At 68.3% G+C, this 20,470-nt stretch carries 23 protein-coding genes, 1 other RNA gene and 2 pseudogenes; 14 read left to right on the top strand and 12 right to left on the bottom strand.

What is annotated here, in order from left to right:
- Nucleotides 1-201: 201 nt before the first annotated feature.
- Nucleotides 202-1,458: a dicarboxylate/amino acid:cation symporter gene (locus DI526_RS19405; RefSeq protein ID WP_304281371.1), complete on the bottom strand. Its 1,257-nt coding sequence runs from the start codon at nucleotides 1,456-1,458 to the stop codon at nucleotides 202-204.
- A 322-nt stretch (nucleotides 1,459-1,780) separates the two neighbouring features.
- Here DI526_RS19405 and DI526_RS19400 point away from each other — a divergent pair, with 322 nt between their 5' ends.
- On the top strand, nucleotides 1,781-3,235 hold the full coding sequence (locus DI526_RS19400) for an AMP nucleosidase (protein ID WP_304281369.1): 1,455 nt from the start codon (nucleotides 1,781-1,783) through the stop codon (nucleotides 3,233-3,235).
- 136 nt (nucleotides 3,236-3,371) lie between these two features.
- Here the strand turns inward: DI526_RS19400 and nudC are convergent, their stop codons facing one another.
- Nucleotides 3,372-4,313 carry an NAD(+) diphosphatase gene (gene nudC, locus DI526_RS19395; protein ID WP_304281368.1) on the bottom strand — a complete coding sequence of 314 codons (942 nt, stop codon included), beginning with the start codon at nucleotides 4,311-4,313 and terminating at the stop codon, nucleotides 3,372-3,374.
- 71 nt (nucleotides 4,314-4,384) lie between these two features.
- Between nudC and ffs the strand changes: the two genes are divergently transcribed.
- The 8 genes from ffs (at nucleotide 4,385) to DI526_RS19355 (ending at nucleotide 10,388) form a co-directional block, all read left to right on the top strand.
- Nucleotides 4,385-4,482, top strand: an RNA gene (ffs, locus tag DI526_RS19390) — signal recognition particle sRNA small type.
- A 104-nt stretch (nucleotides 4,483-4,586) separates the two neighbouring features.
- The gene (locus DI526_RS19385) at nucleotides 4,587-6,416 is read left to right on the top strand and encodes a DNA polymerase III subunit gamma/tau (RefSeq protein ID WP_304281366.1); all 1,830 of its coding nucleotides are present in this window, start codon (nucleotides 4,587-4,589) and stop codon (nucleotides 6,414-6,416) included.
- 149 nt (nucleotides 6,417-6,565) lie between these two features.
- Complete coding sequence (locus DI526_RS19380; protein ID WP_304281365.1) at nucleotides 6,566-6,895, top strand: YbaB/EbfC family nucleoid-associated protein; 330 nt, start codon at nucleotides 6,566-6,568, stop codon at nucleotides 6,893-6,895.
- 4 nt (nucleotides 6,896-6,899) lie between these two features.
- The gene (gene recR, locus DI526_RS19375) at nucleotides 6,900-7,502 is read left to right on the top strand and encodes a recombination mediator RecR (RefSeq protein ID WP_304281363.1); all 603 of its coding nucleotides are present in this window, start codon (nucleotides 6,900-6,902) and stop codon (nucleotides 7,500-7,502) included.
- Between the two features lie 107 nt (nucleotides 7,503-7,609).
- On the top strand, nucleotides 7,610-7,762 hold the full coding sequence (locus tag DI526_RS19370; RefSeq protein WP_099537020.1) for a hypothetical protein: 153 nt from the start codon (nucleotides 7,610-7,612) through the stop codon (nucleotides 7,760-7,762).
- Nucleotides 7,763-7,870: 108 nt separating this feature from the next.
- Nucleotides 7,871-9,145, top strand: coding sequence for a DNA recombination protein RmuC (gene rmuC, locus DI526_RS19365; protein ID WP_304281361.1), 1,275 nt, complete (start codon nucleotides 7,871-7,873; stop codon nucleotides 9,143-9,145).
- 8 nt (nucleotides 9,146-9,153) lie between these two features.
- A complete protein-coding gene (gene def / locus DI526_RS19360) occupies nucleotides 9,154-9,675 on the top strand; it encodes a peptide deformylase (RefSeq protein ID WP_304281359.1) in 522 nt (173 codons plus the stop codon).
- 62 nt (nucleotides 9,676-9,737) lie between these two features.
- On the top strand, nucleotides 9,738-10,388 hold the full coding sequence (locus DI526_RS19355; RefSeq protein ID WP_304281357.1) for a glutathione S-transferase family protein: 651 nt from the start codon (nucleotides 9,738-9,740) through the stop codon (nucleotides 10,386-10,388).
- On the opposite strand, the gene DI526_RS19350 is transcribed toward DI526_RS19355, so the two are convergent.
- Nucleotides 10,385-10,864, bottom strand: a complete 480-nt coding sequence (locus DI526_RS19350; protein WP_304281355.1) for a cupin domain-containing protein — start codon at nucleotides 10,862-10,864, stop codon at nucleotides 10,385-10,387. The genes DI526_RS19355 and DI526_RS19350 overlap by 4 nt on opposite strands.
- 65 nt (nucleotides 10,865-10,929) lie before the next feature.
- Between DI526_RS19350 and dapE the strand changes: the two genes are divergently transcribed.
- Together dapE and DI526_RS19340 are read left to right on the top strand one after the other, a co-directional pair.
- Nucleotides 10,930-12,090, top strand: coding sequence for a succinyl-diaminopimelate desuccinylase (gene dapE, locus DI526_RS19345; protein ID WP_304281353.1), 1,161 nt, complete (start codon nucleotides 10,930-10,932; stop codon nucleotides 12,088-12,090).
- A gap of 17 nt (nucleotides 12,091-12,107) precedes the next feature.
- Nucleotides 12,108-13,028 (top strand): glutaminase, encoded by a 921-nt coding sequence (locus DI526_RS19340; protein ID WP_304281351.1) that lies wholly within the window; start codon nucleotides 12,108-12,110, stop codon nucleotides 13,026-13,028.
- 104 nt (nucleotides 13,029-13,132) lie between these two features.
- On the opposite strand, the gene truA is transcribed toward DI526_RS19340, so the two are convergent.
- Nucleotides 13,133-13,888 (bottom strand): tRNA pseudouridine(38-40) synthase TruA, encoded by a 756-nt coding sequence (gene truA / locus DI526_RS19335; protein ID WP_304281350.1) that lies wholly within the window; start codon nucleotides 13,886-13,888, stop codon nucleotides 13,133-13,135.
- 29 nt (nucleotides 13,889-13,917) lie between these two features.
- Here truA and DI526_RS19330 point away from each other — a divergent pair, with 29 nt between their 5' ends.
- A complete protein-coding gene (locus tag DI526_RS19330; protein WP_304281348.1) occupies nucleotides 13,918-14,160 on the top strand; it encodes a hypothetical protein in 243 nt (80 codons plus the stop codon).
- Here the strand turns inward: DI526_RS19330 and fmt are convergent.
- Nucleotides 14,157-15,083 (bottom strand): methionyl-tRNA formyltransferase, encoded by a 927-nt coding sequence (fmt, locus tag DI526_RS19325; RefSeq protein WP_304281346.1) that lies wholly within the window; start codon nucleotides 15,081-15,083, stop codon nucleotides 14,157-14,159. The two genes, DI526_RS19330 and fmt, sit on opposite strands and share 4 nt — an antisense overlap.
- Nucleotides 15,084-15,181: 98 nt before the next feature.
- Between fmt and DI526_RS19320 the strand changes: the two genes are divergently transcribed.
- Both DI526_RS19320 and DI526_RS19315 read left to right on the top strand, forming a co-directional pair.
- Nucleotides 15,182-15,508 (top strand): cell surface protein, encoded by a 327-nt coding sequence (locus DI526_RS19320; RefSeq protein ID WP_304281344.1) that lies wholly within the window; start codon nucleotides 15,182-15,184, stop codon nucleotides 15,506-15,508.
- A pseudogene (locus DI526_RS19315) lies at nucleotides 15,509-15,617 on the top strand (hypothetical protein); the annotation flags it as partial.
- A 3-nt stretch (nucleotides 15,618-15,620) separates the two neighbouring features.
- On the opposite strand, the gene dapD reads toward DI526_RS19315, so the two are convergent.
- The 7 genes and pseudogenes from dapD to DI526_RS19280 all read right to left on the bottom strand — a co-directional run.
- Nucleotides 15,621-16,466 carry a 2,3,4,5-tetrahydropyridine-2,6-dicarboxylate N-succinyltransferase gene (dapD, locus tag DI526_RS19310; protein WP_304281342.1) on the bottom strand — a complete coding sequence of 282 codons (846 nt, stop codon included), beginning with the start codon at nucleotides 16,464-16,466 and terminating at the stop codon, nucleotides 15,621-15,623.
- On the bottom strand, nucleotides 16,463-17,128 hold the full coding sequence (locus DI526_RS19305) for a pyrimidine 5'-nucleotidase (protein ID WP_304281340.1): 666 nt from the start codon (nucleotides 17,126-17,128) through the stop codon (nucleotides 16,463-16,465). Before DI526_RS19305 ends, dapD begins: the two co-directional genes overlap by 4 nt.
- Nucleotides 17,125-18,042: an acetylglutamate kinase gene (argB, locus tag DI526_RS19300; protein ID WP_304281338.1), complete on the bottom strand. Its 918-nt coding sequence runs from the start codon at nucleotides 18,040-18,042 to the stop codon at nucleotides 17,125-17,127. Before argB ends, DI526_RS19305 begins: the two co-directional genes overlap by 4 nt.
- Before the next feature lie 77 nt (nucleotides 18,043-18,119).
- Nucleotides 18,120-18,392, bottom strand: coding sequence for a SemiSWEET family sugar transporter (locus DI526_RS19295; RefSeq protein WP_304281337.1), 273 nt, complete (start codon nucleotides 18,390-18,392; stop codon nucleotides 18,120-18,122).
- Nucleotides 18,393-18,860 carry a response regulator gene (locus DI526_RS19290; protein ID WP_304281335.1) on the bottom strand — a complete coding sequence of 156 codons (468 nt, stop codon included), beginning with the start codon at nucleotides 18,858-18,860 and terminating at the stop codon, nucleotides 18,393-18,395. It lies immediately after the preceding gene.
- A 19-nt stretch (nucleotides 18,861-18,879) separates the two neighbouring features.
- The gene (locus DI526_RS19285) at nucleotides 18,880-19,980 is read right to left on the bottom strand and encodes a histidine kinase dimerization/phosphoacceptor domain -containing protein (protein ID WP_304281333.1); all 1,101 of its coding nucleotides are present in this window, start codon (nucleotides 19,978-19,980) and stop codon (nucleotides 18,880-18,882) included.
- A gap of 200 nt (nucleotides 19,981-20,180) precedes the next feature.
- A pseudogene (locus DI526_RS19280) lies at nucleotides 20,181-20,470 on the bottom strand (sulfate transporter subunit); the annotation flags it as partial.

Genomic DNA, 20,470 nt, shown 5'->3' with positions numbered 1-20,470 from the left:
CGCGCAAAGCGCGAGCCCGACCAGGGCCGCGCGCGTGATGTGAGCGATCTTGCTCATGACGTCGTCCTCATAGTCCCTCACGCTTGAGATTGGACCTCGGGCGGGCCGTGTCAAGTTTTTACTGTACAGTATCTACTGGACATGAAAACGGCCCGCCCCGGGCTCGGGGCGGGCCGTTCAAAGCGGGCTCAAAAGAGGGGTTTAGATCGTCGCCCCTTCTGCCTCCGGGTCGATCTCGTCCAGCTCGCCCTCCCACTTGGCGACCACCGCTGCGGCGACGCTGTTGCCGACGACGTTGGTGGCGCTGCGGCCCATGTCCAGCAGGTGGTCGACGCCCAGGACGAGGGCGATCCAGGCTTCCGGCAGGCCGAAATAGGTGAGGGTGGCCATGATCACGACCAGCGAGGCGCGCGGCACGCCGGCGATGCCCTTCGAGGTCACCATCAGGAGCAGCAGCATGAAGATCTGCTGCTGGACCGTCAGGTGCACGCCGTGCGCCTGCATGATGAACATGGTGGCGAAGGTGCAGTACAGCATCGAGCCGTCAAGGTTGAACGAGTAGCCCAGCGGCAGGACGAACGAGACGATGCGGCGGCGCACGCCCACCTTGGGCAGGCTGTCGAGGATGCGCGGATAGGCCGCTTCCGAGCTGGCGGTCGAGAAGGCCAAGAGGGCAGGGTCGCGGATCACGCCGAACAGCGGCAGGACGCGCTTGCCCAGCACCAGGAGCCCGGCCAGGAACAACAGGCCCCAGAGCACCCCCATGGTGGCGTAGAAGCCCAGCACGAACTTGCCGTAGACGGCTAGCATCGAGACGCCCTGGGTGGCGATCGTCGAGGCTAGGGCCGCGAAGATGGCCAGCGGGGCCAGCTTCATGACGAAGCCCGTGACCTTCAGCATCACCTGGGCGGCCTGCTCGGCCAGTTCCAGGATCTGCGGGGCCTTGTTGTCCAGCGAGGCGACGGCGGTGCCGACGAACAGGGCGAAGACGACGATCTGCAGGATCTCGTTCTTGGCCATGGCGTCGAAGATCGATGTCGGCACCAGGTGGGTGATGAAGCCCTTCAGGGTGAAGGCGTCGGTGGTCGCCGTGGTCTTGGCGCCCTCGATGTCCATGTGCGCCAGGTTCAGGTTGGCGCCCGGGTCCAGCAGGTGGACCATCAAGAGGCCCAGCAGCAGGGACACGGCCGAGGCGCTGATGAACCAGGCCATGGTCTTGGCGCCGATCCGGCCAACGGCGGCGGCGTCCTCCATGTGGGCGATGCCGGCGACCAGGGTGGTCAGGACCAGCGGCGCGATGATCATCTTGATCAGGCGCAGGAAGATGTCGGTGATCAGCGACAGGCTGTTGGCGGCGGCCTTGGCCTGGGTCGGGTCCATCGTCTGGTTGATGACCCAGCCCGTGGCGACGCCGAGCACCATGGCCGCCACGATCAGTAAGGCGAAGCGTTTGTTCATTCGGTCCCCCTGGCGCCCCCACCAAGTCCTCGGCGGGCGTCGACGGTATGTCTGTTTGCGAAGGGACCGACGCGCGAGAACGCCCTCGCCGCCATCCGCGCCCCTCCCGAGCAATTCCGCCCTTGTGGCCGACCCGCGCGGGTTCGTCCATGCTCTTGCGCTTGCGAGGCGAGGCTTGTCTCGCGTCGAGCGGCATAAACGGGCTCATGTCCTCAGCAGTGGAAGGCTCCGAGGCGCCTGAATCCTGGGCTAAGTAATAAATCATTCCCCGGAGCGGGCGCGGGTGTCTCGCCAATGTCGCGGAACGCCGCTATAAGGCGTCATGTCAAACCAAGAAAAAGCAATCGCCGTCGTCGAACGGCTCAATGACGAATACGAACGCGCCGTCGGCGCTCTCCGCGACGCCCTCCGCGCCTATCTCGAAAATGGAACCCGGCCCGACCCGCAGACGCGGTTCGACGGCAGCTTCGCCTATCCCGAGCTACGGCTGACCTATGATCCCGAGGCGCTGCCGCCCAAGCTGGCCCGCTCCTACGCCCGCGTCAGCCGTCCGGGCGTCTATGCGACCACGGTGACCAAGCCGGCCCAGTTCAAGGACTATCTGGTCGAGCAGCTGACCCTCTTGATGGACGACTTCGACGTCGAGATCGAGGTCGACCGCTCCCGCCAGGAGATCCCCTATCCCTACGTGCTGGACGCCACCATCGACCTGAACCAGGCCGACGTCCGCAGCGAGGACATCGCTCGCTTCTTCCCGACCACGGACCTGGCCTTCATCGGCGACGAGATCGCCGACGGCGTCTGGAGCCCGGCGCTGGAGGAGACCCGGCCGCTGTCGCTGTTCGACGGTCTGCGCACCGACTTCTCGCTGGCCCGCCTGAAGCATTACACCGGCGCGCCGGCCGAGGACGTGCAGCAGTTCATCCTGTTCACGAACTATCACCGCTATGTCGACGAGTTCGTGCGCTGGGGCATCGAGCAGCTGAAGGCCCCGGACAGCCCCTACACGGCCCTGTCGTGCTCGGGCGGCCTGACCATCACCGCCAACACGGTCAATCCGGAGCTGGCGGTCGCGGAGTCGACCTGGCGCAAGCACCAGATGCCGGCCTACCACCTGATGGCCCCCGGCGGGTCGGGCGTGACCCTGGTCAATATCGGAGTCGGTCCTTCGAACGCCAAGACGATCTGCGACCACCTGGCGGTGCTGCGTCCGCAGGCCTGGCTGATGATCGGCCACTGCGGCGGGCTGCGCGACACCCAGACCATCGGCGACTACGTCCTGGCCCACGCCTATCTGCGCGACGACCATGTGCTGGACGCCGTGCTGCCGCCGGAGATCCCGGTCCCGTCGATCGCCGAGGTGCAGCGCGCCCTTTACGACGCGGCCAAGGCGATCAGCGGCGACAGCGGCGACCAGCTGAAGAAGCGCCTGCGCACCGGCACCGTCGTCACCACCGACGACCGCAACTGGGAACTGCGCCACAGCCTCTCGGCCCTGCGCTTCAACCAGAGCCGGGCCGTGGCGATCGACATGGAGAGCGCGACCATCTCGGCCCAGGGCTACCGCTTCCGGGTGCCGTACGGGACGCTGCTGTGCGTGTCTGACAAGCCGCTGCACGGCGAGATCAAGCTGCCCGGCCAGGCCAACGCCTTCTATGAGCGGGCGATCAGCCAGCACCTGCAGATCGGCATCATGGCCTGCAAGCTGCTGTATGCGGAGGGCCCGAACCTGCATTCGCGCAAGCTGCGGGCGTTCGACGAGCCGCCGTTCCGGTGAGGCGAGCCTGGGGTAATCTCCTCCCCCTCTGGGGAAGGTGGCCCAGAGGGCCGGAGGGGGCGGCTCGGCATACGCCGCACTAGCCCCCTCAGTCGCTCCGCGACAGCTCCCTCAAAGGGGAGCAGAATACGCTGACCTAACCCTTCGCCCAGGCCTTGATCAGCTGATGGGCGATCGCCAGGGCCGGCGGGGCGAAAAGGCCGCCTTCAAACTCGCCCTTCATCAGGCGGATCGCCTCTTCCTTGGTGAACCAGCGGACTTCCTCGAGCTCGGTCTGGTCCGGCGCGGCCTCGTTGCTGTCGACGTCGGCGATCATGCCGATCATCAGCGAGGACGGCCAAGGCCAGGGCTGGCTGGAATGGTAGCGGACGGCCGTGGCCTTCAGGCCCGCCTCTTCGAAAAGCTCGCGAGCGCAGGCCTCCTCGATGGTCTCGCCAGGCTCGATGAAGCCGGCCAGGGCCGAGAACATCCCGGGCGGCCAGGCGGCCTGGCGGCCGAGCAGGCACTTGTCGTCATGGACGGCCAGCATGATGGCCACCGGGTCGGTGCGCGGGAAGTGCTCGGCGCCGCAGGCGGCGCAGACGCGCTTCCAGCCGCCGTCGGCGACCTCGGTCTTCTGGCCGCAGGCGCTGCACCAGCGATGACGGCGACGCCACTCGAACATCGACTTGGCCGTGGCCAGGATGCCAGCGTCGGCGGGCGGCATGGTGGCGGCCGCCCCGCGCAGCTCCTCGAAGCGACCCAGGCCCTGCAGCGGCCCCTCGGCAGGATCGGCGGCGCCCTCGATGTCCACCGCAAAAACCGCGATGTCCTTCCAGAGGCCCATATAGAGCAGCTTCTCGTTCCCCCCGGCCAGGTCCTGGGCCATGTCGGCGCGGAGATAGGCGATCTGCACGCCTTTCGGCTTGCCTTCGGCGTCCAGGATGTCCTCGACCAGCGGCTTGCCGTTCCACAGCGCCACGGCCAGCGAGTCCGGATCCGCCAGCTTCTCGGCGAGAAAGGCCTCGTCGCCCCGCCGCTCGCTGTCGCGGTTCAGGGGGTTGCCGGCGAAGGTGTTGGTGATGATCGAGAGGGCCATGAAGTCTCTCTAGCGCGGCCTTTGAGAATCGTCAGCCTTGCATCCTTCGCGAGGAGTCGCGATATAGGCCTCGGAGATCGGCGCGGACGGAGTCCTCGCCAACCTGGTCAGGGCCGGAAGGCAGCAGCCACAACGAGATCCCCTTCGGGTCGCTGTCCGGTCTCCACCTTCCCCTACATCTTTCCTTAGACGGCGGACAAATCTGTCAGCAGATGCGCGTCGCGACGGGCGCGAGGCTTTTGCTGCGCCCTTCGCCCCACTACACTGAGGGCCATGGCCGACCACGACGACCTCTCGACCGATTCCGCGCCGCCGTGGGACGAAGCGCCCGCTGAACGCGACGAGAACACCGCCGACATCTTCGGCGAGGCCCCGGCCGCGCCGGCGGTCGAAGAGGCGCGCCCTGTCGTGCAGGATCCGCCCGCCGAGAGCGGCGACGCCTACACCGTGCTGGCTCGGAAGTACCGCCCGCGCACCTTCGAGGACCTGATCGGCCAAGAGGCCATGGTCAGGACGCTGGCCAACGCCTTTTCAACCGGCCGCATCGCCCACGCCTTCATGCTCACCGGCGTCCGCGGCGTCGGCAAGACCACGACCGCCCGCCTCTTGGCCCGCGCGCTCAACTACGAGACCGACACGGTCAAGGGCCCGTCGGTCGACCTGACCACCGAGGGCTACCACTGCCGCGCCATCATCGAGGGCCGGCACATGGACGTGCTGGAGCTGGACGCCGCCTCGCGCACCAAGGTCGACGAGATGCGCGAGCTGCTGGACGGGGTGCGCTACGCCCCGGTCGAGGCGCGCTACAAGGTCTACATCATCGACGAAGTGCACATGCTGTCGACAGCGGCGTTCAACGCGCTGCTGAAGACGCTGGAAGAGCCGCCGCCGCACGCCAAGTTCATCTTCGCCACCACCGAGATCCGCAAGGTGCCGGTGACGATCCTGTCGCGCTGCCAGCGCTTCGACCTGCGCCGGGTCGAGCCGGACGTTCTGGTCAAGCACTTCGACCGCATCTCGGCCAAGGAAGGCGCGCGGATCGAGACCGACGCCCTGGCCCTGATCGCCCGCGCGGCCGAAGGCTCGGTGCGCGATGGCCTCTCGCTGCTGGACCAGGCCATCGTCCAGACCGAGCGCGGCGCGACCGTCACCGCCACGGTGGTTCGCGACATGCTGGGCCTGGCCGACCGCGGCCAGACCATCGCGCTCTACGAGCACGTGATGGCGGGCAAGACCAAGGAGGCGCTGGAAGGCTTCCGCGCCCTGTGGGGTTTCGGCGCCGATCCGGCGGTGGTGATGCTGGACGTCCTCGACCACTGCCACGCCTCGGCGGTGTCCAAGGCGCTGGGGCCCGACGCCCTCTCCATGCCCAAGGAGCAGGCCGCGCGCCTGGCCGCCATCGGCGCCCACACCTCGGCCGGCACATTGTCGCGCCTGTGGCAGATGCTGCTGAAGGCTCATGAGGAGGTGCGCCGCGCGCCCGACGCCATGGCCGCGGCCGAGATGGCCCTGATCCGCCTTTGCTACGCCGCCGACCTGCCGGGCCCGGAGGAAGCGCTGAAGGCCCTGCGCGATGGCGCGCCTATGGGCGGCGGCGGTCCCGGCGGCGGGGTTTCCGTGGGCGGCGGCGGTTCGTCCGGTGGCACGGCTTCGGCCCACGCCCCGATGACCATGGCCGCGCCGGGCGCCCAGGCCATGCCGGTGCTGGCCTCGTTCGACGACGTCATGGCCCTGATCGCCGCCAAGCGCGACATCGGTCTGCGGCTGGACGTCGAGCAGTATGTCCGCCCGATCAACTTCCGGCCCGGCGCCATCACCTTCGAGGCCGCCCCGGGCGCGCCTGGGAACCTGGCCGGTCGTCTCGTCCGCTTCCTGAAGGAACACACCGGCCAGCCCTGGCTGGTCGCCGCCGAGGGCGGCGGCGGCGCCGAGAGCATGATGGAGCGCCAGAAGCGCGAGGAGCGCGAGGCGCTGGAGGCCATCAAGAAGGACCCGTTCGTGGCCTCGGTGCTGTCGGCCTTCCCCGGCGCCGAGATCGTCGAGATCCGCAAGGTCCTCACCCCCGAGGCGGCGCCCCTGGAGCCGGACGAGGAAGAGGGATAGTCGCAGAATCTCCCTTCCCCCTTTGATGGGGGAAGGGCGGGGATGGGGGTGACAGCGTTTTGGGACGGAGCCCGGCTCCACCGCCGCATCACCCCACCCCTACCCCTCCCCATCGAGGGGAGGGGAATTCGAAATTGGAGACCAAGACCATGAAAGACCTCGGCGGCCTGATGAAGCAGGCCCAGGCCATGCAACAGAAGCTCCAGGACGCCCAGGCGCGCCTGGCCGAGAGCACCGTCGAAGGGACCTCGGGCGGCGGCATGGTGACCGTGGTGCTGAAGGGCACGGGCGAACTGGCCAAGGTGACCCTGGACGAAAGCCTGATCGAGCCCGGCGAGGGCGAGGTGATCGCCGACCTGATCGTCGCCGCCCACGCCGACGCCAAGAAGAAGCTCGACGCCAAGCAGGCCCAGCTGATGCAGGAAGCCGCCGGTCCGATGGCCGGGCTGATGGGCGGCCTGCCCGGGATGAAGTTCTAAAAGCTTGGCCGCTTCCGCCGGACCCGAGATCGAGCGCCTGATCGCCCTGCTGTCCAAGCTGCCGGGGTTGGGACCGCGCTCGGGCCGGCGGGCGGCGCTGGCGCTGCTGAAGAAGCGCGACACGCTGCTGGCGCCGCTGGCCCTGGCTATGGCCGAGGCGCAGGCCAAGGTCCGCACCTGCTCGGTCTGCGGCTCGCTGGACGTCACCGACCCTTGCGCCGTTTGCGCCGACGCCACCCGTGATGGTCGTCTGCTTTGCGTGGTCGAGGAGGTCGGCTCGGTGTGGGCCATGGAGCGCGGCGGGTCGTTCAAGGGGCGCTACCATGTGCTGGGCGGCCTGCTGTCGGCCCTGGACGGCGTGGGCCCTGAGTCCCTGCGCATCGGCGAGTTGGTCGCGCGCGTCGGGGGCGGCGAGGTGGCCGAGGTGATCCTGGCCTTGCCGGCCACGGTCGACGGCCAGACGACCGCTCACTACATCGCCGATCGCCTGGCCCAGACCAACGTGCCAGTCACGATGCTGGCGCGCGGCGTTCCCGTTGGCGGCGACCTCGACTGGCTGGACGACGGCACCATCGCCCAGGCCCTGCGCGCCCGGCGACCCGCCTGACGAATTCGCCGGCGAACGTCGGGAATCCGGCTGACAGCCCCGCTTTCTCGGGCCAAGCTCCGCCGCATCGCACGGACCGCCGTTGCGACAGTGGAGGGACTGATTTCATGAGCACGCCCGAAGACAAGGCTCCCGAGGCCGAAACCGAAGCCCCGCACCCCGCCAAGGTCGGCGTGGTCGATCGCGGCCACAACGTCACCGGCTTCGGCGGCGAGCCGATCAGCGGCATGATCGCCGACCTCGCCGACGGCGACGACTGAGCACGAGCATTTTCCGATAAGCGTGAAGCGGTTATCGGATCGAAAATGCTCCAAGCCCAGAGCGGCGGCGGCCTTTATGCCGCCGCCGACTCCCGGTAGGAACGGAGCATGAACTTCGCCGATCCTTATCCGATCCTCGCCCTCGTCTTCGCCCTGGCCGCCCTCGCGCTGGGGCTTTGGGCCGTGACCGCCCAGCGGCGCGCCGCGAAGGCCGAGGCCGAGAGCTGGCTGCTGAACGAACGCCTGGCCCAGGCCGAGGAACGCCATCGGCTGCTGGAAGACCAGAGCGCCACCCAGATCGAGCTGATCAAGGCCCAGGCCGCCCAGAGCGCCAACGCCATCGCCGAGCAGCTGATCAAGCGCGCCGACGAGAACGCCAAGAGCCGTGAGCGCCTGGCCGAGGCGCGGCTGGAGGCCCAGCTGAAGCCGGTCGCCGACACGCTCGCCAAGTTCGAGGCCCAGGTCACCGCCGTCGAGAAAGCCCGCGCCGAGGAAACCGGCGGCCTCAAGGCCCAGATCACCGCCCTGCTGGAAGCCTCGACCGCCACCCAGGCCGAGGCCCGCAAGCTGTCGGCCGCCCTGCGCCGCGGGGCCGGCGTGCAGGGGCGCTGGGGCGAGCAGATGCTGCGCAACGTGCTGGAGATGGCCGGGCTCAAGCACGGGGTCGATTTCACCGAGCAGGTTCAGCTCGACTCCGGACGTCTGCGCCCCGACGTGATCGTGCGCATGCCCCGCAACGCCGCGTTCGTGATCGACGCCAAGTGCTCGCTGACCGCCTATCTCGAGGCGCAGGACGCCGGCGACGAGATCGCCCGCGAGGCGGCCTATGTCCGCCACGCCGCCAGCCTGCGGACACACATTCAGCAGCTCTCCGCCAAGGCCTATTGGGACGCTTTGGACGTGTCCCCCGACTTCGTGACGATGTTCGTGCCGGGCGACGGCATCCTGGCGGCCGCCCTGGAGCGCGCGCCCGAACTGATGACCGAGGCGATGGAGAAGCGGGTGATCATCACCACGCCGTCGACCCTATTCGCGCTGTGCAAGGCGGTCGCCTATGGCTGGCGCGTCGAGGACCAGGCCAAGAACGCTGTCGAAGTCGCCGCCCTGGGCCGCGAGCTCTACAAACGCATCGCCGACATGGGCGGGCACGTGGCCGGCGTCGGACGCTCGCTGTCGGCGGCCGTCGACAAGTACAACGCGTTCGTCGGCTCGCTCGAGAGCCGCGTCCTGCCCAAGGCGCGCGAGTTCGAGAAGCTCAAGGTGGAGCATGGGGGCAAGCCGATGGACGAATTGGACGCCATCGACACGGCCGTTCGCCCGGTCACCAAGCTCGAGGTCGGTCAATCTCCCACCTTGACGCTCGGAAATGACACGCCTACCTGACGATCATCATGGCTATCCGTCGCATCCTCACCGTCGATAACGCCGCCGACCTGGCGGTCCTGAAGAAGGTTTCCACCCCGGTGGAGGCCGTCACCGACGCGCTGCGCGCCCTGATGGATGACATGCTGGAGACCATGTACGACGCCCCGGGCATCGGCCTGGCCGCCGTGCAGATCGGCGAGCCGGTGCGGGTCATCACCATGGATCTCTCTCGCGAGGGCGAGGAGAAGGCTCCGCGCTACTTCGTCAATCCCGAGATCCTGGCCAGCTCCGAAGACATGTTCGTCTACGAGGAAGGCTGCCTGTCGGTGCCGGAGTATTTCGACGAGGTCGAGCGCCCGGCCAAGGTGACCCTGCGCTACATGAACTACCAGGGCGAGACGATCGTCGAGGAGGCCGAGGGCCTGTTCGCCGTCTGCATCCAGCACGAGATGGACCACCTGGAAGGCGTCCTGTTCATCGATCACCTCTCGCGCCTGCGCCGCGACCGCGCCATCGCCAAGGTCAAGAAGGCCCGGCGCGCGGCCTAAGCCCTGTCGGCCTTCTCGCCGCTGGCGCGTCCTTGGCTTATCACCAGCCCGGGAGACGCGCGATGAAACCGATCCTCACCGCCTTCAAGGCCTCGCCGGACCGCGGCCGGGGCCTCGCCCGCGACATGCAGGTCCGCTGGGCGCTGGAGGAGGTCGGCCAGCCCTATGACGTGCGGCTGGTGACCTTCGCCGAGATGAAGGCGCCCGCCCACAAGGCCCTGCAGCCGTTCGGCCAGATCCCGACCTATGAGGAGGACGGGCTGGTGCTGTTCGAGTCCGGCGCGATCGTTCTCCACATCGCCGAGCGTCATCCGGGGCTGCTGCCCATCGAGCCCGCTGCCCGCGCCCGGGCGATCGCCTGGATGTTCGCCGCCGTCGGCACCGTCCAGCCGCCGATCGTCGAACGCGAGCGCTCGATCCTGCTGGAGCGCGACAAGCCCTGGTTCGAGGCCCGGCAGCCGGACCTTGAGCAAGAGGTGCGGCGGCGTCTAGAGGATCTCTCCGCGCGGCTGGGCGACGCCGACTGGCTGGACGGCGCCTTCAGCGCCGGCGACCTGATGATGGCCACGGTGCTGCGTCGCCCGGCGGGCGCGACCCTGCTGAGCGACTATCCGAACCTCGCCGCCTACGTGGCCCGGGCCGAGGCGCGGCCGGCGTTCCAGCGCGCGTTCGCCGACCAGTGGGCGGTGTTCGAGGCCGCGTCGGCCGGCTAGCGCTTGCGCCCGGTCTCGGTGTCGTAGGGCGTCCCGTCGCGGTGGCGGTAGATGTCCTCGCCGTCGCGCAGGACGAGGTCGATGTCGGGATAGTCGCAGCCGTCCGCGTCGGGACGCCGCGAACCGATCTCCAGCAGCAGCACGTCGCGGTCGGAGCGGTTCTGGAAGTGGTGACCGTTGGCGACGCCGGCCTTGAAGCCTGCGCAGTCGCCGGCCCGCAGCACCGTCTCGCCGTCATCCTCGACCAGAACGACCTCGCCCTCGACCACGAAGGTGAACTCGTCCTCGGCCGTGTGCCAGTGGCGCTGGCTGGACCACTGGCCCGGCGGCAGGCGCAGCAGGTTGACGCCGAACTGGGTGAGCCCGAGGGCGTCGCCCAGCTTGGTGCGATGACGGCCCAGGCAAGGTTCGTTGAACGGCGGCGGATAGGCCGTGCCGATACGGGTGGGCGCCGAGGCGAGATCGATCTTGGGCATGGGCGGTCCGTGGAAGAGGCTTGCCGGGTTTGCGTCGCGACGGAGGGAAGCCTAAAGGCAAGACCATGAACAGCCCCGCGCCCGTTTCCGTCAGCATCGACCCTGTGGAGCTCGCCCAGGCCCTGATCCGCCGTCCGTCCGTGACGCCGGCCGACGAAGGCGCGATGGACACGCTGCAGCGCCAGCTGGAGGCCCTGGGCTTTGCCTGCCGCCGGATGAAGTTCGGCGAGATCGAGAACCTCTACGCCCGGCGCGGGACGGCGCGGCCGAACCTCTGCTTCGCCGGCCACACCGACGTGGTGCCGGTCGGCGACGACGCGGCCTGGACCGCGGGGCCCTTCGAGGCCGAGATCAAGGACGGGGTGCTGTACGGCCGTGGCGCGGTCGACATGAAGTCCGCCATCGCCGCCTTTGTCGCCGCGGTCGCGAACGTCCCTGACCATCCCGGTTCGATCAGCTTCCTGATCACCGGCGACGAGGAGGGCGTGGCCGAGGACGGCACGGTCAAGGTCGTCGAGGCCCTGGCCGCCGAGGGCGAGATCATCGACCATTGCATCGTCGGCGAGCCGACGAGCGCCAACGTGCTGGGCGACATGGTCAAGATCGGCCGGCGCGGCAGCATCAACGCCTGGATCGCCGTGGACGGCAAGCAGGGCCATGTGGCCTATCCACATCGCGCCGCCAACCCGATCCCGGTCATGGTCGACATCCTCTCGCGCCTGCAGAGCCGAGTGCTGGACGAGGGCTATACCGGCTTCCAGCCCTCGAACCTGGAAGTGACCACGGTCGACGTCGGCAACACCGCCACCAACGTCATCCCGGCCTCGGCCAAGGCGCGGGTAAACATCCGCTTCAACCCGGCCCATAAGGGCAGGGACCTGGCCGCCTGGATCGAGGCCGAGTGCCGCGAGGCGGCCGAGGGCTTCTCGGGCCGCGTCGAGGTGCTGTGCAAGATCAGCGGCGAGGCCTTCCTGACCGAGCCCGGCGCCTTCACCGACGTGATCGTCGAGGCCGTTCGAGAGGCCACGGGCCGCGCGCCGGAGCTGTCGACCACCGGCGGCACCAGCGACGCCCGCTTCATCCGCGCGCTGTGCCCGGTCGTCGAGTTCGGCCTGGTCGGCTCGACCATGCACCAAGTCGACGAGCGGGTCCCGGTCGAGGAGGTCCGCCAGCTGGCCGGCGCCTACCAGGCCCTGATCAACCGCTACTTCGCGGCCTTCGCCTGAGCCGGGCGGGGAAGAGGATGAAGGCGCTCTCGATCCCCGACGTATTGGCCGAGGTCGCCGTGCTGGTGAAGCCGCACTTCGGCAAGGGCAGGCCCGCAGACTACATCCCGCAGCTGGCCTGCGTGCCGGGGACCAAGTTCGGCATGGCCGTGCGCACGGTCGACGGCGGCGAGCACGTGATTGGCGACGCCGACGAGGCCTTCTCGCTGCAGAGCATCACCAAGGTCCTGGCCCTGGGCCTGGCCCTGAACCGGATCGGCGACGAGATCTGGACCCGCGTCGGCAAGGAGCCCTCGGGCACGCCGTTCAACCACCTGTCGCTGCTCGAGGCCGAACGGGGCGTGCCGCGCAATCCGTTCATCAACGCCGGCGCCCTGGCGGTGACGGACGTGCTGATGAACGTCACTCGCGATCCGGCCGCCCTGGTCCGCGACTTCGCCGGCTTCCTGTGCGGCGAGCGGCTGGAGATCGATCCCGCCGTGGCGGCCTCCGAGCTGGCGCACGCTTGGCAGAACCGCGCCATCGCCAGCCTGATGCGCGGCCAGGGCACGATCGAGCACGAGCCCGAGGCGGTGGTCGCCGCCTATAGCCGCCAGTGCGCCCTCACCATGACCTGCCGCCAGCTGGCGCGGGCCTTCCTGCCGCTGGCGGCGGGCGGCTTCTCGCCGGTGGCCGAGGAGACGATTTTCCCGGATCGCCTGACCCGCCGGCTGAACGCCCTGCTGCTGACCTGCGGCATCTATGACAGCGTCGGCAACTTCGCCTACCGCGTCGGCCTGCCGGCCAAGAGCGGCGTCGGCGGCGGCGTCGTCGCCGTGGTCCCCGGCACGGCGACGGTGGCGGTCTGGTCGCCGGAGCTGGATCGCTTCGGCACCAGCGTGGTGGGGACTGCGGCGCTAGAGGCGTTCAGCCAGATCACCAATTGCTCGGTGCTTTAGGGCAGGTCACTCGCCCCCTCCGCGCCTACGGCGCTCCTCCCCCGGAGGGGGAAGAAGGAGACTCCTTCCGCCCGCCTTTGGGGGCGGACGACCTGCGAAGCAGGTCAGGTGGGGGGAGTCTCTCCGTACCCAACGCCCACCAGATACAGCCCATCCGCCGGCGCCACCGGACCGCACTCGCGCCGGTCCCTCGCCTCCAGCGCGGCCTTCACGTCATTGACCGTCCAACGCCCCGCGCCGACCTCGACCAACGTCCCCGTCATCGAGCGGACCTGTCGATGCAGGAACGAGCGCGCCTCGAAGTCGAGATGGATTTCCTCGCCGACCCGGCGCACGCGGGCGACGTCGAGGGTCTTCACAGGGCTCTTGGACTGGCAGTGCATGTCGCGGAACGTCGTGAAGTCGTGCAGGCCGATCAGATGCTGGGCGGCGGCGTGCATGGCCTCGTGGTCGAGATCCTTCTTCATGTGCCAGACCCGGCCCTTGTCCAGGGCGGGCGGCGCGCGGCGGTTCAGGATCCGGTAGAGATAGCGTCGCTCATTGGCCGAGAACCGCGCGTGCCAGCCCTCCTCGGCGACCTCGGCCGACAGGATCGAGACCGCCTCGCGGGTCAGGTGGGCGTTGAGGGCGTTGAACACCGTCTGGGCCGGCCAGTCCTTCTCAAGGTCGACATGGACCACCTGGCCGGTGGCGTGGACGCCGGTGTCGGTGCGGCCGGCGGCGGCGATGCGCACGTCCTCGCCGCAGAAGGCCTTCACCGCCGCCTCGATCGCGCCCTGCACGCTGGGCAGAGTCGCCTGGGCCTGGAACCCCGCATAGGGGCGGCCGTCATACTCGACGAGGAGGCGGTAGCGGGGCATCTAAGAACGGTCACCTAGGGCAGGAAAAAATGGCACTCATCACTGCTTTTCAGCGCAAGAGCCAATCCAACGGCCAACTCCAACGCACACAGGTTGTCGGCCACTACAAAGTTTTCAGCCACGATGGCCAGAGCAAGGTTCTCCAGATCGATACGCTCGGTTCAGAGAGTCGCGAAATACCTGGCAAGGTCAGCCAGACAATTCAGCTTTCGGAAGATAGCGCAAAGGCGCTTTGGACCATTCTCGGGCGCGAGTTCGGCTTTAAAGCCTAAGCTAGGACGGTCCCCGCCGGAACCGGGAAGCCGCGCGTGAAGCTCTCGGCGTCTTGCACGCCCTTGCCCTCGCGCTGGGCTTTGAGCAGGCGGATGGAGCCTTCCCCGCAGGCGATCAGCAAGGCGTCGTCCAGCGCTGTTCCGGCCGCGCCGGAAGCCGCCTCGACGCGCGACAGCAAGGCCTTCACCCGCACCGGGCCCTTCTCCGACGGGGCCTCGAACCAGGCGCCGGGGAAGGGCGAGAGGCCGCGGATGCGGCGGTCGACCTCGGCGGCCGGGCGGGTCCAGTCGATGCGGGCCTCGGCCGACTTGATCTTCTTGGCGTAGGTGACGCCGTCCTCGCTCTGCGGCGTCTCGTGGACGACCTGACGCTCGATCGCGGCCAGGGCGACGGGCAGCAGACGCGCGCCCGTGGCGGCCAGCTTGTCGTGCAGGGTGGCGGCGGTGTCGCCGGCGGCGATGGCGACCTGCTCGGACATCAGGATCGGCCCCTCGTCGAGCCCCTCGCTCATCCGCATGACCTGGACGCCGGTGACCGGATCGCCGGCCATGATCGCCCGCTGGATCGGCGCGGCGCCGCGCCAGCGCGGCAGCAGGCTGGCGTGCAGGTTGAAGCAGCCGTGGCGCGGGGCCTCCAGGACGTCCTTGACCAGGATCTGACCGAAGGCGACGACGACGGCGGCGTCGAGGTCCAGCGCCTTGAAGGCCTCGATCTCTTCCGGAGTTTTCATCGAGACCGGCGTGCGGACCGGCAGGCCCAGGCCTTCGGCGAAGGCGTGCACGGGCGAGGGCTTCAGTTCCTGGCCTCGCCCGCGCGGCGCGGGGGGCTGGGAGTAGACGGCGACGATCTCGTGGCCGGAAGCGACGAGTTCGGCCAGGCAGGTGACGGCGAAGTCGGGAGTGCCGAGGAAGGCGATGCGCATGGCGGGGGTTTAGACGTCTCGGGGCCTTCGGGAAAGCCGGACTCGGAACCTGGGCCTTGGCGCTCCGTTATCCAGCCGACCAAGAAGGAGCCAAACCCATGCGTTCCAAGCTGATGCTGATAGCCGCCGGGGCCGCCGCCCTCTCGCTCGCCGCCTGCTCGCAGGAGCACGCCACCGAGGTGAAGGAAGGCGCCAAGGCCGCCGCCGCCGACGTCAAGGACGCGGCGCACAACATCGCCAATGATCCGGACGTCAAGGAAGCCGGGACCGCGATCAAGCAAAGCGCTAAGGAAACCGGCGCGGAACTGAAGCAAGCCGCCGGCGAGGCCGGCCAGGAGCTCAAGGAAGCCGGCAAGGACCTTAAGCAGGACGCCAAGGAAGGCGCGGCGGAGAGCAAGAAGCAGCTGAACGAGGCGACGAAGTAAAATCCTCCCCCCGTGGGGGAGGAGGCCGAAGGCCGGAGGGGGAAGTTCGGGCTATCCGGTTTCTTCCCCCTCCGTCGGCTTCGCCGACACCTCCCCCGCTAGGGGGAGGGCTTTAATCCCGCAGCAGGTCGTTGATGCTGGTCTTCGACCGCGTCTGCGCGTCCACGGTCTTGACGATCACCGCGCAGTAGAGGCTGGGGCCGCCGTTCGGGTCGGGCAGGCTGCCGGGAACGACGACGCTGTAGGGCGGGACCTTGCCGATGTGGACCTGGCCGGTCTTGCGGTCGACGATCTTGGTCGAGGCGCTGATGAACACGCCCATCGACAGCACGCTACCTTCGCCGACCACCACGCCCTCGACGACTTCCGAGCGGGCGCCGATGAAGCAGTTGTCCTCGATGATGGTCGGGTTGGCCTGCAGGGGCTCCAGGACGCCGCCGATGCCGACGCCGCCCGACAGGTGGACGTTCTTGCCGATCTGGGCGCACGAGCCGACCGTGACCCAGGTGTCGACCATCGTGCCTTCGTCGACATAGCCGCCGATGTTCACGAACGAGGGCATCAGGATCACGTTCTTGCCGATGTGGGCGCCGCGGCGGACGATCGCGCCGGGCACGGCGCGGAAGCCGCCGGCTTCGAACTGAGGCGCGTCCCAGCCGTCGAACTTGTTCGGCACCTTGTCCCACCAGGGACCGACGCCGCCGCCCAGGGTCCCGGCGCGCATGACGGTGTTGGGGTTCAGGCGGAACGACAGCAGCACGGCCTTCTTCAGCCACTGGTGGGTGACCCATTCGCCATCGATCTTTTCCGAAACCCGGGCCTTGCCGCTGTCGAGCAGAAGCAGGGCTTCGTCCACCGCCGTGCGGACCGGGCCGGTGGTGGCGGCCGAGACGTCGGCGCGGGCTTCCCAGGCGGCTTCGATCTCGGTCTGAAGATCCGAAAGGCTCACGGCGGTCATTGCGGGCTTCCTTGCAGGCGGGCCGAGCTCAGGAACTCGGCGAGGTCGGGAGTGCGGAAATGGACGTGTTCCGAGGTCGAGGCCGCGGCGTGCGGGCCGACCAGCACCGTGGTCATGCCCAGGCGCGCGGCGGGGACAAGGTTCTTCTCGCTGTCCTCGAAGAAGGCGGTCATCGGCGGGTCGATGGCGTGCAGCTTGGTGATCTTGTCGAAGGTCGCCAGGGCGGGCTTTGGCACATAGTCCGCCGTCTCGATCGCGAAGACTTCCGAGAAGAGGTCGCGCAGCTCAAGGTGCGTCAGCACCCGCTCGGCGTGGCCTAGCGAACCATTGGTGAAGATCAACCGGCGGCCCGGCAGGCGGGCGATGGCCGCGCGCAGGGCCGGGTTCGGCGCCAGCCGGTCCAGCTCGACATCGTGGACCTCGTCCAGGAAGCGCTTGGGCTCCAGGCCGTGGTTGATCATCAGCCCGGCCAGGGTGGTGCCGTGCTCGGTGAAGTAGCTGTGCTGCAGCGCCCGGGCCTCGTCGCGGGGCAGACCGGTCTCGCGCTGGACGAAGTCGGTCATCTTGGCCTCGATCAGCCCCATGAACTCGCTTTCCAGCGGATACAGGGTGTTGTCGAGGTCGAAGAGCCAGGTGTCGACGTGGGTTAGGTCGGCGCTCATTTCGAGATGAGCGTGCCCGCGCCGTGCTCGCTGAACAGCTCGACCAGCATGGCGTGCGGACGCCGGCCATCGAGAATGACCACGGCCTCGACGCCCGATTCCACGGCGTGGATGGCGTTCTCCAGCTTGGGGATCATGCCGCCGGTGGCGACGCCCGAGGTGATCAGCGCGCGGGCCTCGTCGAGGGTCATCTGGCGGATCAGTTCGCCATTGGCGTCGAGCACGCCCTTGATGTCGGTCAGCATCAGCATCCGCTTGGCCTTCAGGGCGCCCGCGAGCGCGCCGGCCACCGTATCGGCGTTGATGTTGAAGGTCTCGCCCGCTTCGGAGACGCCGATCGGGGCGATCACCGGGATGTAGTCGGTCTCGGAGGTCAGCAGCGCCTGGATCAGGTGCGGATCGACCTTGGTCGGCTCGCCCACGAAGCCCAGGTCGACGACCTGCTCGATATTGCTGTCCGGATCCTTGCGGGTGCGGGTCACCTTCTCGGCGGTGATCAGCCGAGCGTCCTTGCCCGACAGGCCCACGCCGCGCACGTCGGCCTCGGCGCCGGCCTGGGTGATCCAGTTGGCGATCTCCTTGTTGATCGCGCCCGACAGGACCATCTCGGCGACTTCCATCGTGGCTTCGTCGGTGACGCGCAGGCCGTCGACGAAGGTCGATTTCACGCCCGCCTTGTCGAGCATGCGGCTGATCTGCGGACCGCCGCCGTGGACGACCACCGGGTGCACGCCCAGGAGCTTCAGCAGCACGGCGTCGGCGGCGAAGACCTTGGCCACCTCTTCCTGGCCCATGGCGTGGCCGCCGTATTTGATCACCACCGTCTCGCGGTCGTAGATCTGGATGTAGGGCAGGGCCTCGGCCAGGGTCTTGGCGGTGGCCCAGCCGGCTTCCTCGGCGGCGACGTCGGTCAAGGCGGCTTGTCCTCGAAGGGAAATTAGGCGCGCCTCGATAGCGGACCCCGCCCCCCCTGTCATCAAAAACGCTGCGTCTAGCCGCGGCGCTCGAACCGCCACTTCATGACCAGGACCGCGCCGGACATCAGCAGGCAGGCGATGTTGGAGGCGATGACCGGCCAGGCGCCGATCATGATCCCGTAGGCGATCCAGCAGGCGAAGCCCGTGACGGTGACCACATAGGTCCGCAGCGAGACGGCCGAGGCGTCCTTTTCCTTCCAGATCTTGAGGATCTGCGGCGCGAAGCTGGTGATCGACAGCAGGGCCGCGATCGTTCCGACGGTCGCGGCGACGGGCGTGACGGCCATCTAGGCGGTCTGGTCCAAGGACTGGTCCAGGCCCCACAGGGTCGCATAGGACGGCGCCAGGGTCAGGCCGACCGGCGTGGGGCCGGGCGCTCTACCCTCCCGCAGGCAGTGGGCCAGATAGGAGAGCGCCGTCTTCACCCCGTGCTCAGAATAGGGCTTGCCGATCACCCCGCAGGCCCCGGCGAAGTCCTCGGGCAGCCGCTTGACGTTGGCGGTCATGAACAGCGCCACGCCGCCGCAATCCTGCGAGATCTTGCGCGCCACGTCGACGCCGGTCGGGCCGTCGCTGAGGTGGACGTCGACGAGGGCCAGGTCCGGGTGCAGTTTTTGGGCGAGCGCCACCGCCTCTTCCGAGCTCATGGCGCAGCCGAGCGGGAGGCAGCCGACCTCTTGGATCAAATGCTCCAGCTCGATGGCCAGCAGCATCTCATCTTCGACGATCAGCACTTCGAGCGCACGACCGCTCATACAAGCCTTATCCTTCAATTCAGTGCGCGCCATTCACAGGCAGCAGAACGACCACGCGGGTCCCAGGTTCCGCGTTGGTGGTCTCGCACTTGGCCTTCAGCTGCTGACAGAGCAGTTGAACGATAGTCAGACCAAAGCCGGTGGCCTGCTTCTCCATACCAACGCCGTTGTCGGCGATTTCGATCCGGAAATCGCCGTTCAGGCGGCTGACCCCGACGAAGATTCGCCCGCCATGGCCTTCCGGGAAGCCGTGCTTGAGCGCGTTGGTCAGCAGTTCGTTGACCACCAGGGCGAACGGGGCGGCCTTGGCGGCGGGGATGTCGACGCGCTCCAGGTCCAACTGCATCTCGATGTCGTCACGGCCCGCCGAGCCCATAAGGTCGGCGACCATGTCGCGGATGAAGGCCGAGACGTCGAACCGCTCGACATCCTCGCTCTGGAACAGGCGGCGGTGCACCGTGGCGATGGCGTTGACGCGGCCCAGCATGCCCTTGAGCGAGGCCTTCAGCGCGGGATCGGGCACCCGGCGCGTTTGCAGCAGCAGCAGGCTGGAGATGAGCTGCAGGTTGTTCTTCACGCGGTGGTCGACCTCGTGGAGCAGGGCGGTCTTCTGCTCCAGGGCGTCGGTCAGTTCGCGCGTCCGGTCTTCGACGACCTGCTCCAGGCCGTCGCGGTGTTCGAGCACCTTGGCCTCGGCGACCTTCTTGTCGGTGACGTCCAGCTGCGAGCCGAAGAAGTAGACGATCTCGCCAGCGTCGTTGCGTACGGGCGAGATGTAGAGGGCGTTCCAGAAGGTCGAGCCGTCCTTGCGATAGTTCAGCAGTTCGACCTTGGCGTCCTCGCCGGCGGCGACGGCGCGGCTCAGGGTCTCGATGGCGGCCCGTTCGGTCTTGGGGCCCTGGAGCAGGCGGCAATTGCGGCCGATCAGCTCCTCGCGCTCGTAACCGCTCAGCTTGAGGAAGGCGTCGTTGGCGAAGATGATCGGATTGTCGGCCTGGGAGGCGTCGGTGACGATCATCGCCATCCGGGTCGCGCGGATCGCCGCCGCGAAAGGGTCGTCGATGCCATGTCCGGCGGCCAGGCGGTCGCCGGCGCGTCGCGATTCCGAATAGTCTTCCATGCCTGCAATCAGCTCCACCGCCCCGTGGACGCTCAACGTACTCGATCCTGTCGAGTTCCAAGCATAGGTCAATCCAAAAAGGAACGGCGGGAGTCGTCAAACTCCCGCCGTCAGGCGCGATCGGGGAGGAGGGCTTTCGCCGCCGCCGCGCATGAAAGACCCGCCCGCGCTTCCCGGTGCGGACGGATCTTGAGCTCGGCCTATTTTGGCTGGTAGATCCTGTCGAAGAGGCCGCCGTCGGCGAAGTGCGTGGCCTGGGCCTTCTTCCAGCCACCGAAGGTGTCGTCGATCGTCACCAGCGGGATCGACTTGAACTTGCTGGCGTACTTGGCAGCCACGGCCGCATTGCGCGGGCGATAGTGGTTCTTGCCGATCAGGTCCTGGGCCAGCGGGCTGTAGAGGAAATTGAGATAGCCCTCGGCGACGGTCCGGGTCCTGTGACGGTCGACGTTCTTGTCGACCAGCGCCACGGGCGGCTCAGCCAGGATCG

This window comes from Caulobacter segnis, from assembly GCF_003243465.1.
Taxonomy (GTDB): Bacteria; Pseudomonadota; Alphaproteobacteria; order Caulobacterales; family Caulobacteraceae; genus Caulobacter; species Caulobacter segnis_A.
Note: the sequence above shows the minus strand (reverse complement) of the source record. Positions and strands in the feature narration are given on the sequence as shown.